Here is a 16,845-nt window from a genome sequence, read left to right on the forward strand (position 1 = left end):
GAACCACAATGTCTACATGATGACCAAGCCTCCTGTTCCAAGGTCACACGTCATCCAATGGCATAACCTGATCCGTGCAGGCTGGATCGGCGGGGTGGCAGTGTACATTATTCACTTGAATTCAAGTGATTCGCTTCATTATTATCTGGCGCCTACCATGCAAAAACTGCTGTTATGCTGCCCTGTTCCCTTAATGTTTATTGCAGTTATCATGGCCTGGCATGGACTGTTCGGCAGAAACGAGGTTCATTGCGACTGTGAACATCCACCTCCTTCCGGTTTCCTACGCAGCTCGTTGGTATATGGTCTGATTGCTATCCCCTTGTTGCTGGGGTTTCTGTTACCTGATCGGGCGCTCGGCAGCTCCATGGCTAGCCAGAAAGGCATGTCTCTCACCTATGCCCCTCCCGAGATTCGCCGGAAAGAGCCTTTACCTGATCCGGCAACGCAATTGAATGTACAAGATCTTACACAACAATCAACGACCGTTCAGCCTGCATCGGCTACCAAAGTACAATTCATTCCCCCAGACGAGTATAGCCGCGAATTCGCTGAACTGGCAGAGAAGTTGTATGCAGAACAGGTCATCCGAGTCTATCCTGAGATCTTCTCTGAAACACTCGGCACGATCGACATGTTCCAGCGACAATTTGCAGGCAAAGATATCTCCTTAACCGGATTCGTTTATCGGGACAAAAGTATGGATCATGAATCACATTTTGCACTGGGACGATTTCTCGTCATGTGTTGCCCGGCTGATGCTGCTCCCTTCGGCGTGATGATTCACATCCCAGAAGCGGATAGCTTCCCTACAGACAGCTGGGTGCAAATTGATGGCAGCATAGGCTCTGCACAGGTTAACGGTAAGGATACGATTGAGATTCGGGCCACAAAGGTGACACCTGTATCCGAGCCATCCACGCCTTATATTTATACCAATGCGGACTCGGTGATGGCGTATGAGAAAATAAAGAGCCCGTAGTTGCTCGTAGTAGTAGTAACTACCGGCACCTCAGCGACAAAAGCCCCAAAGCGATGGATTACATCGTTTTGGGGCTTTCATGTTCAGTCAGACATGAGATTACATCTCGTCTGCTCTGATTGTATTATTCCGTTACGATATCATGAACCAATACAGGAGCATCGGCATGATCCGCAATTGTAATGTTTTCTTTGATCTTCGCGATGACGTCTGCTACGTCTTCACGATTGGCATGAATCGTTACGAGGGACTCACCAGCTTTGACTGGGTCACCGACTTTTTTGTTCAACATCAGACCAACCGCGAGATCGATCTCGGACTCTTTTGTTGCACGGCCTGCGCCAAGCAGCATTGCTGCAGTTCCGATTTCGTCAGCGACGATTCCTGCAACATAGCCGTCTTTGTCTGCTGGGACTTCAACCAGATATTGTGCTTGTGGCAAACGATCTGGATGATCTACAACCGAAGCGTCTCCGCCTTGGTTTGCCAGGAAATCTTTGAATTTCTCCAGGGCTTTACCGTTCTGGATCACTTCTTTCAATTTCTCCTCAGCGTGCTCCAAGGAATCTGCCTTACCAGCAAGGAATACCATTTGACGTCCAAGAGCCAGACACAGTTCTTCCAGATCTTTTGGACCTTTACCTTGCAGGGTGAGGATGGCTTCTTTCACTTCAAGCGCGTTACCAATCGCCAGACCCAGTGGTTGGGACATATCGGAGATAACAGCCATCGTTTTACGGCCAACATTGTTACCGATGCTTACCATGGCATGTGCCAATTCTTTAGCATCTTCCGTTGTTTTCATGAATGCACCAGCACCCGTTTTAACATCCAATACGATTGCATCAGCACCTGCTGCAATTTTCTTGCTCATGATGGAGCTGGCGATCAGTGGAATGGAGTTAACGGTAGCTGTTACGTCACGCAGGGCATAGAGCTTTTTGTCTGCAGGCGTCAAGTTACCACTTTGTCCGATAACTGCAACCTTATGTTCGTTTACGAGACGAATGAACTCTTCTTTTTCAAGCTCTACGTGGAAACCAGCAACGGATTCCAGCTTGTCTGTTGTACCACCCGTGTGACCAAGTCCACGTCCGGACATTTTGGCAACAGGAACATCCAGCGCAGCAACAAGCGGAGCAAGTACCAGTGTTGTTGTATCGCCCACTCCTCCTGTGGAGTGCTTGTCTACTTTGATGCCTTCGATAGCGGACAGGTCGATCGTTTCACCGGAATTCACCATCGACATCGTCAGATCAGCGCGTTCCTTGTCTGTCATATCTTTGAAAAATACTGCCATCGCCCAAGCGCTGACTTGATAGTCCGGGATCTCTCCTTGTGTGTATCCTTGAACCACAAAATCAATCTCAGCTGTTGTCAGTTCTTTTCCGTCGCGTTTCTTAGCAATAATGTCTACCATTCTCATGATGATCTCTCCTCGGGTAAATGATTTGTATAGAACACTTTGTACTGGGACCGTTCCGGCTCCGGATCGTTCCTCCGATCGCTGTTGTCTCCAAGTTTTTTTGATCCATTTTGCAATGGGGAAAACTCGGAGACAAAGGCGAACGCTAACGCTTCTTCAGAATCGATTCCGGGTCCTTCACTCCGTGCTTAAAACAAAAGTTTCGATTAAAATCAAATGATTATGAATAACAATTACAGTGTGATTGCTGTGTCCAGGGCAACTACCATCATGTCATTGAACGTTTTTTGACGTTCTTCGGCAGATGTTTCTTCGCCTGTCAGCAAGTGGTCACTTACCGTCAGGATGGTCAGTGCGTTAACACCAAACTTGGCAGCGATGGTGTACAGTGCTGTTGTTTCCATCTCTACGCCGAGTACGCCGTGTTTCATCAACTTCTCGGTAACGGAACGGTCATCGCGGTAGAAAGAATCGGAGCTGAACACGTTACCGACATGAATCTTCATACCTTTAGCTGTTGCACGGTCATATGCTTCTTTCAGCAGGGAGAACGTAGCGATTGGTGAGAAGTCATATCCACCAAACACGTGTTTGTTCATGCTGGAATCTGTACATGCTGCTTGTGCAAGGATGACATCACGTACACGTACATGCTCCTGCATACCGCCACAAGTACCCACACGAATCAGGTTTTTTACGCCATATTCGCTGATCAATTCGTTAGCATAGATTGCGAAGGACGGAATACCCATTCCTGAACCTTGCACCGAAATCCGGTGTCCTTGATATGTACCTGTGTAACCGAGCATTCCACGAACTTCGTTGTAACATACAACATCTTCAAGGTACGTATCTGCGATATATTTAGCGCGCAAAGGGTCTCCTGGCAAAAGGATCGTTTCTGCGATATCTCCGGGTTTTGCTCCAATATGTGTACTCATGAATGAATCTCCTCCAGTTATATGTTTATCTCTATTACGATGAAAGGAACCGGAGCAGCCTCAACTACTCCGACATCCCTAATCCATTTTTGAAAGAAAACTTAAATCCCTAAAGTTTCGGTTACCTAAAATTAACTTATTTCAAATCCTTCAGGAAGCTGGTACCATATTCCGGCATTTTCACTCCAAAGTTCTCAGCTACGGTTGCGCCAAGGTCAGCAAATGTGCTGCGCAGATCAAGCTTTTTGCCCTCGCTGAAGCGCGGTGAGTAGGCAAGAAGTGGTACATATTCACGTGTATGGTCTGTACCTCGGTATGTTGGATCGTTACCATGGTCAGCTGTAATCAGCAGCAGATCATCATTGGTCATTTTGCCAAAAATCTCTGGCAGCCGTGCATCATAGTCTTCAAGTGCCTGAGCATAACCTTGTGGATCACGACGATGACCGTACAGGGCATCAAAATCAACCAGGTTCAGGAAGCTCAGTCCAGTGAACTCTTCATCCATCGTTTCGGACAACTTGTCCATGCCATCCATGTTAGAGACGGTACGAACAGCCTTGGTTACACCTTCGCCGTCATAGATATCTGCGATTTTACCCAAAGCAATCACATCAAATCCACCATCTTGCAGTTCATTCATAACCGTACGACCAAAAGGTTTGAGTGCATAGTCATGACGATTCGCAGTACGTTTCCAGTTACCCGCTTCACCTACAAATGGTCGTGCAATAATGCGGCCGAGCATGTACGGATCTTCAAGTGTAATTTCACGGCAGAACTCACAGATCTCATATAGTTCTTTCAGTGGAACAACGTCTTCATGTGCTGCAATTTGCAGAACCGAATCCGCGGATGTGTACACGATGAGCGCGCCAGTTTCAACATGCTCTGCACCCAGCTCATCCAGAATTTCCGTGCCGCTGGCCGGTTTGTTACCAATTACTTTGCGGCCCGTTTTCTCTTCAATGCGCTGAATCAACTCATCGGGAAAACCATTCTCGAACACACGGAAAGGGGTATCAATGTAAAGACCCATCAGCTCCCAGTGACCTGTCATTGTGTCTTTGCCTCTGGATGCTTCCTGCATCTTGGTGTAATACGCTTTAGGTGTATCCGCTACAGGGACACCCTCGATTTCTTTGATGTTGGACAGTCCGAGACTAGCCATATGAGGCATTTTCAGACCTCCGCGTTCACGTGCAATGTGACCGAAGGTATCGACATCAAAATCATCAAATTCTGCTGCATCCGGCGCTTCGCCGATCCCTACAGAATCCATAACAATCAGATGTACTCTTTTGAATGTTGACATAACTTAAGCACTCCTTCCAAATAATCCAGCTTACAAGAACAGTCCAGTAATGATCGCTGACAGCACGCTGACAAGCGAAGCACCGTAAAGCAGTTTCAGACCGAAGCGGGCGACCACATTACCTTGCTTCTCATGGAGTCCCTTCACCGCACCAGCAATGATACCGATGGAGGAGAAGTTGGCGAACGACACGAGGAAGACAGATACGATACCCGTTGTTCTGGCAGACATTGCAGTTTCCTTCAAATTAAGCATAGCTACGAATTCGTTGGATACCATTTTGGTTGCCATAATACTTCCTGCCTGAATCGCTTCTTTCCATGGAACACCCATGATGAAGGCAAATGGTGCAAACACATAACCAAGTAGCTCTTGGAACGAAATGCCAAGCACCGCGCTGAAAATTCCGTTAACAAGTGCAATCAAGGCAACAAAACCGATTAACATCGCAGCTACGATGATAGCAACTTTGAATCCATCCAGGATGTATTCGCCAAGCATTTCGAAGAAGGACTGTTTTTCCTCTTCCTGTACTTCCAATATATCTTCTTCCTCTGTAACCTCATAAGGATTCACAATCGAAGCAATGATAAAACCGCCAAACAGGTTCAGTACAAGAGCTGTAACCACATATTTCGGCTCGATCATGGTCATATAAGCACCAACAATCGACATCGATACCGTGGACATCGCCGAAGCACACAAGGTGTACAGCCGATGTTTTGGCAACAACCCAATTTGTTTTTTCACAGAAATGAACACTTCAGATTGCCCCAATACAGCCGAAGCAACCGCGTTATATGATTCCAGTCTGCCCATTCCGTTGATTTTGCTTAATACCAGACCAATATATTTTATAACAAAAGGCAAGATTCGGATATACTGCAATATACCGATAAGGGCGGAGATGACAACAATCGGCATCAATACGCTGAGGAAGAACGGTGCCCCCCCGCTTTCGGCACCTACGGTAGTCAAACCCCCAAATACAAATGCGATACCTTCATTCGCATAGTCGAGTAAACTTTTAAATACGGTCGCGAAACCGCCAATTAAAAAAGTACCCACTCCTGTATTCAACAGAGCATAAGCTAGTATAACTTGCAAAACAATCATGATAGCCAGCGGCCGGTAACGAATCTGCTTTTTGCCGTTGCTTGCGATATAAGCCAGTCCAAAAACAACGAGTAAGCCGATAATGGCAATTAGAAATTTCATTTGATTTCTCCTTTGAAGGTAGTTAAGCCGGATGTGAAAATTCAGCTCAAAGGGTTCTTAAGCATTTTTATCAGTAATCTTTCAGAAAACTTATGAAGCGCTTACAATAAGTTCCGTTAATTAAAATATAAGTGTAAGTTGTATTCCCTGTACCTGAGTCGAACGCCCAAGTACAGAGAATATAACATTACTTTTATTTATTAAGCTTTTTCTAAGATGCTTTTGCTTAATAAGAAGATGTAGACTGACCACCTTGCATAATCTTAACGCCAGAACTTGCACCGATCCGAGTAGCACCCGCTTCGATCATTTTCTGCATATCTTCCAGGCTACGTACGCCACCGGAAGCTTTAACGCCAACATCAGGACCTACCGTACGACGCATCAAAGCGATATCTTCTGGCGTTGCTCCACCTGTGGAGAAACCTGTAGAAGTTTTAACAAAATCAGCTCCAGCTCGCACAGCTGCCTGACAAGCACGTACTTTCTCTTCATCCGTCAACAGACAAGTTTCAATAATAACTTTCACCAAAGCTTTACCCGCAGCCGCTTCAACAACAGCACGAATATCTTGTTCAACGAAATCATCTTTGCCATCTTTCAAAGCACTGATGTTGATGACCATATCGACTTCAGTTGCACCTTTAGCAATCGCATCTTTCGTTTCGAAAGCTTTTGTCTCCGATGTAGATGCTCCCAGAGGGAAACCAATAACGGTGCAGATATCTACGCCAGAACCCTGCAACTGCTCAGCAGCATAAGCAACCCAGCCTGGGTTAACACATACGGAAGCAAACTGATATTGCTTTGCTTCTTCGGTTAACTTGGCCATTTCACTTTGCGTTGCGTCCGCACGAAGCAACGTATGGTCGATCATTTTAGCTAATTGTGGTGTAGTCAATTGAATCTCTCCCTTATCTGAACTAGTTATTTTCTATACCCTTACACTAACATGAACATATGTAAAAATCAACTTGAACTTTTGTTCACAGTTACACTTACATTTCTTCTTCGTTATATTTTCTTCCTAAAAAAGCAAAACATCCGCCCTTTTTACGTGGCAGATGTTGTCATCCATATCCATTTGAAATTAAATTTGAAATTAAAATCGAAGTAATGCCTGCGCTGTGTACTGGTCCGTGACCAGAATATTTGCGTAATGACCTTTGAGCGCGGCGTGAATGGCTTCAATTTTGCGTTGTCCCCCGGCAACAAGAATTGATTTTTCCTTATTTCTCAACTCTGCTAGATCAATTCCAACGGTTCTGCTGTTAATCTCTTCACTGATCAACTGACCTTCCGCGTCGAAAAAGCGTGAACATATGTCACCTGCACCGGAGTTCATCAGCAATTGTTGCTCTTCTTCATTAAAGTAACCGAGCCTGAACAATAATGCATCTTCCTTCACAGTACCCACGGTAAACAAAGCAATGTTGGCCTGTCTGCCAAGTTCCACGATTCTGCCGATATGTCGATCCGCTTCCACCATGTTTTTCACTTCAATGTTGTCGAAAATAACAGGCAGCGGCAAATACCTTGGTACCGTATGGAATGCCTCAGCGAACAAATGAACAATCTCAGCGGCATACGTATTGACATGGGAGTGGCTTACGCCCCCCTTCAATTGCACGACTTCGACACCTTTAACCTGTTTGGGACGAAGTTGGCGTGCTACAGCATGCATGGTTGTTCCCCAAGTCACCCCGATGATATCTGCATCCTGAACCGTCTCTTGAAGGTAGTCTGCTGCTCGTTTGCTGATATGCTTCTGTATTTCCTCATCACTCTTCAACGGGGCAAAACACACAAGTGCCGTATCCAGATCATATTTCGACTTAAGTTCTCCGGCAATGATGTCGATATCCTCCAGCGGGTCCATAATTTCAATCCGGACGTATCCACGATCTTTGGCGTACTGAAGTAACCTTGACACCGTTGGACGCGACACGCCCAACCTTGCGGCAATATCCTGCTGGCTATAATCGGACTGATAATACAATTTCGCTGCTTCAATGCTTAATCGTTGCTTCTCCAGGTCCATTCCCATGTGCGCTCATCTCACTCATCCTATTGTCTTTGGAAAATAAATACTCGTCCTATATATTATACATGGATTGAGTATCTGGTCACCATAAAGCATCCAGTTCAGTATCATGATCGATCCATTCATATCCCTTTCTGACGTATAAAACGGGGGAAACGATGCATACTACTGCGGTCGCTTCATCATTGCCAAGATTGCTTCACCCCATTAATCGCACAGAGAGGAAGAACTACATGTCTACCTTATTGTATATTACTGCCCATCCTCACGATCATGAAACCTCTTTCAGCATGGCTACAGGCAAAGCATTTATTGACGCGTATCGTGAAAATCACCCGTCTGATGAGGTTGTTCACCTCGATCTGTATCGTTCGGATATTCCGCATATCGATGCGGATGTCTTCAGTGGATGGGGAAAACTGCAATCGGGTAGTGACCTGACTGCCGAAGAGCAGACCAAAGTAAGTCGTTTGAATGAACTGTCGGATCAATTTGCCGCAGCAGATAAATATGTTTTTGTAACTCCGATGTGGAACTTCTCGTTCCCTCCTATTCTGAAGGCTTATGTGGACTCGATCTGCGTAGCTGGCAAAACATTTCGTTATACCGAACAAGGTCCTGTCGGACTGTTGTCTGACAAAAAAGCGTTGCATATTCAGGCTCGCGGTGGCATTTATTCCGAAGGTCCGGCTGCCCAGATGGAATCCGGTCATCGTTACTTAAGCATTATCATGTCTTTCCTCGGCGTGCCGAAGCTTGATGGCATTTTTGTCGAGGGGCACAATCAATATAAAGATCGTGCGGATGAGATCAAGCAACAAGCTATCGAGCAAGCAACTACTTTTGCAAAACAGTTTTAGAGAGGTAGTTCAAAAAGTAGAATAACAATCAAAACATAAACAAAACCCGCGTGCCACCTAGGGGATAATCCCAGGAAACACGCGGGTTTCAATGTATAATCAACCTAGAGCTTATTGATGTCCAGCGCTGGCACGGCTCATGGTTTCAAGTTTACGTGTGATCGCATGACGGTCTACTTTCAATCCCCAGATCATTTCAATAATCTGCTCTTTCTCCTCAGGACTGTCGGCATGCTTCAATTTCATTAACAGATCATGCATTTGTTCATTAATGCCTTCAAATTGAATCCATAAATCCTGTCTTACCTCTTTGGAATCCAGATGATGATTCGCATCGACTTCTTCCTTCAATGCTTGCAGAATAGCATCTTTCCATTCGTCATCACCTAGCTGTTTCGCAATGTTCAGGAGATCCAGATAATCGTCAACAAGAAGTGAGTTCAATTCAGCATGTGTTTTCATCGTTTATTGCATCCCCTTTTCGTCTATTTACCAAGTATTATACTCGGTATTTCAGGTTATGCAATAGTTGTCGAGAAAAATAGTGGATTGTTCAGTTTCATGTCATGTTTTGACGAATGGATAATCTCCGTTTAAGACTTGAGTTGTTGCAATAATTGCACACGGTAGGCTTCACTTTCAAGCGATTGAATTTCCTTATATTCTTCAGCAGTTAACACTTTGGGTTCTCCCGCTGCCTTGGCGATCATATATACTTTCGCGCTTTCTTCCACCACCTGGGTGCGGTAATAGGCTTCGCGGAGGTTTTTACCGGTCGTAACCAATCCGTGATTGACAAGAATGAGTGCCGTATGTTCGTCTACCTTTGCTGAGACTGCATCGGCAAGTAGTTTCGTCGTTGGCAGAACGTATGGAACAAATCCGATATCGCCCACCAAGGCGGACTGATCAGGGAACAAGTGTGGCAATTCATCGAAAACAAGACTAAGTGCGATCGTATATGCCGGATGCGTATGCACAATGGCTTGGATATCAGGATTCACACGATAACTATACAGATGCATTAATACTTCGGAAGACGGACGTGTTGATCCCGCACGAGTCTCTCCTGTCTCGATATCAATGGCGATCCATTCGTCCGGTTCCAGATCTTCAAGTGCATATCCGCTCGGAGACAACAACATCGTTCCCCCAGAGCGTGCGCTCAGATTCCCACCGGGTCCGACCACGAGCCCTTGGGCAACTGCTCTACGTGCATACTTCGTCAACTCTTCCCTTATTTGCTGTTCAGACATATTCCTAACCACTCCTCTTACTTTTCTTTTTAGCATTTTGCGTCAATGCTCATTGCATTGAATCTATTTATTACCTTTTGATTTGATTCAGACTTTGGTAGTTTTCATAAGCTTCCTGCCACAGCTCTGTATCCTCAGGCTCATAGGTCTCGGGGGAAAAGGAAGCAGCCATGACCTCCCGTACCTCGGCCAAGCTACTCACTTCTCCATGCGCAAGGAATTGCAGCATGCAATTCCCGGCTGAAGTCGCCTCTGCCGGGCCTGCCACCACCGGGACACCGGCTGCATTGGCTGTAAACTGGCACAATAGGCGATTATGTACACCACCACCAACCATATGAATGACACGAGGTCTTGCACCTGTAACCAACTGCAGTTCATCCAGCGTCTGCCTGAATTCCAGTGCAAGACTTTCCAGAATGCAGCGCACAATCGCTCCAGTCGTTTCGGGGACAGTCTGTCCGGTGAGACTGCATTGTTGGCGTATGCGTTCAGCCATATTCCCTGGCGCCAAATACACGCCATCTCCCGGCGATACATAACTTTGATGCGGCGTTGCCAAGGTAGCTAGCTGAATCAGTTCTTCATGTGTAAAAAGTTGATTCTCCCGCTCCCATTGCCGTTTGCATTCTTGTAGCAGCCACAGGCCTGAACGATTTTTCAGGGTGCGTACTTTCTCACGTACCGTCCCTTCATTGGTGAATCCTAATGCACGACTTCGGTCATCCAATACAGGTGTATCACGCTCCACCCCCATAAGTGACCAGGTACCACAGCTGATAAAAGCAAAATCCGAATCCATCGCAGGAATCGCTGCCAAGGCAGATGCCGTATCGTGTGAGCCCACAGAGACTACCTGCATCGGTCCAGTCCGTAACTCGGCGCACAACTCATTTGTTAAATTGCCCAGCACGGTACACGGTTGAACGAGCTTTGGAAATAATGTTTCCGGTATACCGAGACGCCCGATCAGATGGTAATTCCAACGCGCCTCGCCTGCATGCAACAGCCCACTGGTACTTGCAATCGTATACTCACAAGCCTGCTGACCGGATAGATAATAGTGAAATAAATCCGGCATAAATAACATGCGCACATCCGGACGCAAACCTTCGGCCTGCTCTCGTACACTGCCTAGCAGTTGAAAAACTGTATTGATCTGCTGCGGCAAAACGCCGGACATGGCATACAGTTCTTCTTCTTTCACCTTGTGCAGAACTTCTTCCATCCACTGTGCATTGCGTGCTTCCCGATAGTGACGAGGGTTCGAGCACAACCTTCCCGCACCATCCACCAGTCCATAGTCCACTCCCCACGTATCCACAGCTATAGAACGGACCGATGGAGAGATGCCTTGCGTCCCTTTCACAATGCCTTGTTTTAATTCATGAAAAAGTCGTAAGAAATCCCAATACAATCCGTCCCCCAGCTGAACGGGTTCATTGTTGAATCGATGCACTTCTTGTAACGAGAGTCTGTTTCCATCAAAAGAACCCCGGACTACGCGTCCACTACCGGCGCCGTAATCGGCAGCAAGCACATGTGTTGCTTGATTGCCCATTCTTTCAAGCCTCCTTAACTCTACGCGATAAGCCGTATTCGAGTTCTGAACACAGCTTTCAAGAGAACGCCATGTTACCTCATCTCACAAGGAACATGGCGTTTGACAGGAATGGAACTTTATTTTAACGATACAACGGGCCAAACACACTGCAAGCACGGTAGTCTGCACTCTCCGGCTCACTTGTGCCGAACAATCCCCATGCACGCGGACGGAAAATTTCCGTTTCAGGTACATTATGCATATTTACCGGAATGCGAAGCATGGAAGCGAGAGTAATCAGATCTGCACCAATATGTCCATACGAGATGGAGCCATGATTGGCGCCCCATTGATTCATGACCTCGTATACGGAAGTAAACGCTCCCGATCCGGTTAGAACAGGTGCAAACCAGGTGGATGGCCAGGTTGGGTCTGTCCGTCGATCCAGCGTATCATGCACATCTTCAGGCAGATCGACTGTATAACCCTGAGCGATTTGCAGTACGGGTCCCAGTCCTTTGACCAGATTCAGACGTGTCATCGTTACAGGCATGCCACCTTTGGTCAGGAAATCCGCTGAATAGCCGCCCCCGCGGAAATACTCTACGGATGCCGGTCTCCACGATGTTGCTTTTAGACAACCCTGAACTTCCTCATCTGTAATTTCCCAGAATGGCTTGAGTACAGGCTTACCATCTCTGGACTGTTGCCCAGTGCCATCCAAAGCTGCGGAACCGGAGTTAATCAGATGCAGGATGCCATCCTTCGCGTTTCCTTCCAACTGGTGCCCCGTCACACGCTGTACTGAATCCGGACTCCAATACGTACGCACATCAGCAAAGATCTGTGCCGTATGCGTGAGTAACGAGCCGAATAACATCGATACCCCGTTCAGGCTGTCATTCTCCGTTGCCACCAGATAAGGCGCACGTTTGCCATTCCAGTCAAAGGAAGAATTTAATATCGACTCCAGAAAATCTCCGTTCGGAGAATGATCCGTCCACTGCCGTTGTCCCTGGAAGCCGGATACAATCGCGTGGTGACCCATCGATTCCTCTGTAAAACCAAGCTCTGCCAATCTTGGGTTACCCGCCATCAAGTCACGCACGATTTGGGTCATTTTCACAACGGTTTCCCATTCGTACTCTTTGCGTTTGCGATCCGTTTGCAGATGGGCAGCGTTGTTGTCTGGACCTTCGTTACAATTCTCCTTCACCCAAGCCAGTGCGAGCTTATACTCCTCAGGATCATAGATTTCTTCTTCAATACGACGAGTGAGTTCGCTCATATCTACATATTCGTTCCTCATGCCCAGATACTCTTGGAAAAATGAATCGTTCACAATCGAACCTGCAATCCCCATGGATACTGATCCAATAGACAGATAGGCTTGCCCTTTCAAGGTCGCGGCTGCAAGACCTGCACGGCTGAACCGGAGCAATTTCTCACGCACGTCATCGGGAATCGTTGTATCTCCGCCGTCCTGAACATCCTCTCCATAGATCCCAAAGGCCGGAATCCCCTTCTGTGCATGGGCAGAGAGAACTGCCGCCAGATACACAGCACCAGGACGTTCAGTTCCGTTAAAACCCCAGATGGCTGTTGAAGTGGACGGCGACATATCCATCGTTTCCGTACCATAACACCAGCACGGTGTCACGGTGATCGTTACACCAACGTTCGAACGGCTGAACAGTTCTGCTGCTGCGGCCGCTTCGGCTACTCCGCCAATACAGGTCTCGGCCACAACACACTCCACCGCGGAGCCGTCAGGATAACGCAGTTCGGCTGCAAGCAGTTCCGCAACAGATGTAGCCATACGCATCGTTTGCTCTTCCAGTGACTCCCGAACGCCTTTGCGTCTTCCATCAATCGTGGGACGAATACCAATCTTGGGGAAAGCCTGTTTATAACGATAATCCTGATGTGTCATACTGGAATGTCCTCCTTCAATTCGTTTCATAGAATTTGGGTTGAATTGAGTAGCCTTCTGTCTGATCCATGTGCAGTGATTGGAATAAGATAATGACGGAGATATAACCGATACCCGAGTTGCACGCAAGAACTACATACACAGATTACCAAGAGCCTTGGTTGATATTGAATGCGTTTACATATTTTTAAAAATAACAATAAACCACTTCATTAATTAGCTATGAATGTAGTTCCTCTATTCAAGAAAATGGAACGTGCATGAGCGAATTCAGCGAAATGGTTTATGTAGTAAATACGTTCAGAACCCTTTAGGGTTATCGGTAACCCTAACATAGCACGAGCCTATCTTGCTGTCAATTGACATTATCCTATAGAATGGTAAGACTATGTTGCGGAAAGGTTAGATTATAATGATTACCATTTACGATATTGCCAAAAAAGCCAACGTCTCCGCCATGACAGTCTCCAAGGTCATTAATCATACAGGCCGTATAAGTTCCGCGACACGTGAACGTGTGCAACAGGTGATCGACGAACTGGGTTACATCCCGAACTCCAATGCACGCAGCCTTGTGCTTCAACGAACCCAGATGCTCTCCCTGCTTATTACGGATATTACCAACCCTTTTTATACAACACTGGCGCGTGGTGCTGAAGATGCAGCCCATCTTCGTGGGTACCGTCTTTTATTCGGCAATAGTGACGAGGATTACAAAAAGGAAAAGGATTATGTAGATGCGATTCTGTCTACTCGTGTGGATGGTGTACTCTTTGCCCCAGCGGGAGATCGTTCTCTCCAACATCTGAAACAGCTGCAGGAACGTCACATTCCGTTTGTCTTTCTGGACCGCACCGTACCTGGCATTACGTCAGATATCATTGCTGGAGATAGCCGGGAAGGCGCGATTGAACTGATCCGATATCTGGTGCAACTGGGGCACCGGCGCATTGCACTGGTCAATGGTTCTTCGGAGGTTTCTACCGCCAGACTGCGGGAGGAAGGTTATATAGCGGGTTTACGAGAGGCCGGAGCTGATATCGATCCCGAGCTTGTGCTTCGAACCGGGTACCGGGATTTCAGCGATGAAGAAGGACTGGATCGACTACTCTCTCAATCGGATCAACCAACAGCCATTTTTGCCGCCAACAACATGCTGGCGATTGGGGTCATTCGGCTTTTGCGCAAACGAGGACTGCGTGTACCAGAAGACATTTCTGTTGTGTGTTTCGACGATCTGGATCTGGCTTCTGCTTTTGATCCTTTCCTGACTGTAGCTGCACAGCCAGCATATGACTTTGGGTTTCAGGGCGTACAGATGCTGATTGACCGAATTGAGGGCAAGGCCCCTTCCGAAGCCCAAACCGTCATTCTACCATCAGAACTGCGCATACGGGCTTCAGCTACTGCCCCACGTGAACAAGAATAGAGTTAAGCGCAAGAGTTGACCAAATATTATCGTGTAAAAGATTAGTCCCACTTATCTAGATTAGGTCCTGTTCAAATTCGAAAAATGTACAACATAAAAAGGGTGCACCGGAGATTACGCTCTGGTTGCACCCTGTTTGATATTCATTCGTTAGATGACCTGTTCGTTCGAACCGGTCATTTCGTCAGGTTCATTCAGTTTCATTATGGTTCCATCCATACCGATATTCTACCGCTCCGACTGTAATGCAAGAGCGACCTCACGAACGAGTCCCGGGAACCAGTCCATCAGAGGTTCGAACGTATAACCTGCTTGTTCTGCCTTGGTCGTCTCCATCGTCCATGATTGCTCGATCCCGAAGGGTGACATGTCTTCTTTCACAGTTTCCTTAAGGATCTGGGACTGCATGCCCGTGACCGTCTCGATCAGATGCATCATGGCTGACAGCGTAATCGCACCCTTGGAAGCTGCATTCACCGGACCGGTAATGGACGAATGTCCAAGCCAAGCGAGAAATCTTGCCGCTTCTGTGGAATTGATGAATCCAATCTCTGCATCCGGATTTGGCATGCCGATCGGTTTTCCTTTTTGCACATGTTCAATATGAAAATGAAGTCTTCTCGTATAATCATCAATCCCGAGTACAATGGGAATACGCATCGCCACAACCGGGAAATCTGCTTCCTGGAAAAATACAGCCTCCGCAAGCCGTTTGCCTTCTCCATACGAAAAATCCTCCGCACTCCCATACTGCAATGGATATGTATACGGGTCAAAATCCGTTTCCTTAAATCCAGGTCGGGGATCACCGTATACCGAGAGTGTGGATGTCAGAACGTATCTTTTGGTGCGTCCTGCAAAAGCTTCACATGCCGCTTTCGCCGCATCCGGTGAATAACAGATATTATCGTACACAACATCCCACATGTCTGTCTGCGCAACCTCTGCCAGTGATTCCGGGTCTTCACGATCCATCTTGATTCGGTTCACTTCGGGTCCGAAGTCAACATCCGTTTTACCACGAGTTGCGACTGTAATCTGAGACTTCTCTTCCCACAGCAAGTGATCCACCAGACGTTTACCGAAAAAACGTGTACCCCCAAGTATAAGTACTTTATTCATCCAAAAAAACCTCCTATCTTGTTCGATTATGTTTAACAATTTGAAGCATGGTGTGAGCATTCCGTTGAAACTCGTATGAAGTTGGTTCTTCGGATACGATGCACCCACGCTCTTCGAGTATAAATTTTAATGCATCCATGTGTTTGTAACGTTCGCCAGACAGATCAACTGTTGGAAAAATGCGAACCTCTCGTTTGGTCACACGCAGTAGTTCCATTACGGTTGCAAGATGAAAATCAACATCCAATCGATCCGCATACGTAAACAGGAAATGGGCGGATAACGTCAGATCGAATTGTTCATCCGCAAAGGGTAGATCCGGGAGCACAGACGCTACATAACGGTCAGGAAACATTCTCATATCTGCAATGCAATCTGTGATGGCACGAGTTCGTTCTTCCTTTAACCCCTGGATTGATCCAAATTGGTCCCACACATATATGCCTTGCACCGATTCCATCTGTTTCATCGTATGCTCAATGTCCTGAAATCCCTTTACCTCAAGCTCGTCGATCTCGTATTCGTAGGCAATATCCAAGGCCATGGGGTCTGCACCCAACTTGCGCGCCTGGCTACTGAACGAACACGCTCCACCTGGACAATCCAGAATGGACTTGCCTGTAAGATCCTCCACCGTCAGGTTGAACATCTTCATATATTCCTCGAAGGTTCTTCCTATGAAAACGATCTGTGTCAGTTCCAAACCACCAGAATCATTAGACCGGTTGCTCTGCTCATCTCTGCTCATCTCGTCTCAGCTTCCTTTCCTGCGCTTG

15 protein-coding genes are annotated in these 16,845 nt (G+C 46.8%); 3 read left to right on the top strand and 12 right to left on the bottom strand.

Features of this window, described 5'->3' with window-relative positions; genetic code table 11:
* Positions 1 to 16 precede the first annotated feature (16 nt).
* Complete coding sequence (locus tag MKZ13_RS17400; protein WP_339176978.1) at positions 17 to 982, top strand: TIGR03943 family protein; 966 nt, start codon at positions 17 to 19, stop codon at positions 980 to 982.
* Between the two features lie 124 nt (positions 983 to 1,106).
* Here MKZ13_RS17400 and MKZ13_RS17405 read toward each other — a convergent pair whose 3' ends face one another.
* The 6 genes from MKZ13_RS17405 to MKZ13_RS17430 form a co-directional block, all read right to left on the bottom strand.
* Positions 1,107 to 2,408: a pyrimidine-nucleoside phosphorylase gene (locus MKZ13_RS17405; RefSeq protein WP_036613808.1), complete on the bottom strand. Its 1,302-nt coding sequence runs from the start codon at positions 2,406 to 2,408 to the stop codon at positions 1,107 to 1,109.
* Between the two features lie 233 nt (positions 2,409 to 2,641).
* Positions 2,642 to 3,349: a purine-nucleoside phosphorylase gene (gene deoD, locus MKZ13_RS17410; protein ID WP_017688193.1), complete on the bottom strand. Its 708-nt coding sequence runs from the start codon at positions 3,347 to 3,349 to the stop codon at positions 2,642 to 2,644.
* Between the two features lie 136 nt (positions 3,350 to 3,485).
* The gene (gene deoB, locus MKZ13_RS17415; RefSeq protein WP_339176979.1) at positions 3,486 to 4,664 is read right to left on the bottom strand and encodes a phosphopentomutase; all 1,179 of its coding nucleotides are present in this window, start codon (positions 4,662 to 4,664) and stop codon (positions 3,486 to 3,488) included.
* Positions 4,665 to 4,694: 30 nt separating this feature from the next.
* Positions 4,695 to 5,882 carry a NupC/NupG family nucleoside CNT transporter gene (locus MKZ13_RS17420; protein WP_036613804.1) on the bottom strand — a complete coding sequence of 396 codons (1,188 nt, stop codon included), beginning with the start codon at positions 5,880 to 5,882 and terminating at the stop codon, positions 4,695 to 4,697.
* A 226-nt stretch (positions 5,883 to 6,108) separates the two neighbouring features.
* Complete coding sequence (deoC, locus tag MKZ13_RS17425; protein WP_076215422.1) at positions 6,109 to 6,759, bottom strand: deoxyribose-phosphate aldolase; 651 nt, start codon at positions 6,757 to 6,759, stop codon at positions 6,109 to 6,111.
* Between the two features lie 225 nt (positions 6,760 to 6,984).
* The gene (locus tag MKZ13_RS17430) at positions 6,985 to 7,923 is read right to left on the bottom strand and encodes a sugar-binding transcriptional regulator (protein WP_062836066.1); all 939 of its coding nucleotides are present in this window, start codon (positions 7,921 to 7,923) and stop codon (positions 6,985 to 6,987) included.
* Between the two features lie 236 nt (positions 7,924 to 8,159).
* Here MKZ13_RS17430 and MKZ13_RS17435 point away from each other — a divergent pair, with 236 nt between their 5' ends.
* Complete coding sequence (locus MKZ13_RS17435) at positions 8,160 to 8,786, top strand: FMN-dependent NADH-azoreductase (protein ID WP_339176981.1); 627 nt, start codon at positions 8,160 to 8,162, stop codon at positions 8,784 to 8,786.
* A 111-nt stretch (positions 8,787 to 8,897) separates the two neighbouring features.
* Here the strand turns inward: MKZ13_RS17435 and MKZ13_RS17440 are convergent, their stop codons facing one another.
* The 4 genes from MKZ13_RS17440 to MKZ13_RS17455 form a co-directional block, all read right to left on the bottom strand.
* The gene (locus MKZ13_RS17440; protein ID WP_339176982.1) at positions 8,898 to 9,248 is read right to left on the bottom strand and encodes a hypothetical protein; all 351 of its coding nucleotides are present in this window, start codon (positions 9,246 to 9,248) and stop codon (positions 8,898 to 8,900) included.
* Positions 9,249 to 9,379: 131 nt separating this feature from the next.
* Positions 9,380 to 10,042, bottom strand: a complete 663-nt coding sequence (locus MKZ13_RS17445) for a class II aldolase/adducin family protein (RefSeq protein WP_339176984.1) — start codon at positions 10,040 to 10,042, stop codon at positions 9,380 to 9,382.
* A gap of 70 nt (positions 10,043 to 10,112) precedes the next feature.
* Positions 10,113 to 11,603, bottom strand: coding sequence for a rhamnulokinase family protein (locus MKZ13_RS17450; RefSeq protein WP_221821521.1), 1,491 nt, complete (start codon positions 11,601 to 11,603; stop codon positions 10,113 to 10,115).
* A gap of 124 nt (positions 11,604 to 11,727) precedes the next feature.
* On the bottom strand, positions 11,728 to 13,518 hold the full coding sequence (locus MKZ13_RS17455) for an L-fucose isomerase (RefSeq protein ID WP_339176985.1): 1,791 nt from the start codon (positions 13,516 to 13,518) through the stop codon (positions 11,728 to 11,730).
* 412 nt (positions 13,519 to 13,930) lie between these two features.
* Between MKZ13_RS17455 and MKZ13_RS17460 the strand changes: the two genes are divergently transcribed.
* Positions 13,931 to 14,947 (top strand): LacI family DNA-binding transcriptional regulator, encoded by a 1,017-nt coding sequence (locus tag MKZ13_RS17460; protein WP_339176987.1) that lies wholly within the window; start codon positions 13,931 to 13,933, stop codon positions 14,945 to 14,947.
* A gap of 228 nt (positions 14,948 to 15,175) precedes the next feature.
* Here MKZ13_RS17460 and MKZ13_RS17465 read toward each other — a convergent pair whose 3' ends face one another.
* Together MKZ13_RS17465 and MKZ13_RS17470 are read right to left on the bottom strand one after the other, a co-directional pair.
* Entirely contained in the window at positions 15,176 to 16,069 is an 894-nt protein-coding gene (locus tag MKZ13_RS17465; protein ID WP_339176988.1) for an NAD-dependent epimerase/dehydratase family protein, read from the bottom strand.
* 13 nt (positions 16,070 to 16,082) lie between these two features.
* Positions 16,083 to 16,817: an SAM-dependent methyltransferase gene (locus tag MKZ13_RS17470; RefSeq protein ID WP_339176989.1), complete on the bottom strand. Its 735-nt coding sequence runs from the start codon at positions 16,815 to 16,817 to the stop codon at positions 16,083 to 16,085.
* Positions 16,818 to 16,845: the final 28 nt, after the last annotated feature.

Source organism: Paenibacillus sp. FSL R5-0701, from assembly GCF_037973995.1.
In the GTDB taxonomy this organism is placed as follows: Bacteria; Bacillota; Bacilli; order Paenibacillales; family Paenibacillaceae; genus Paenibacillus.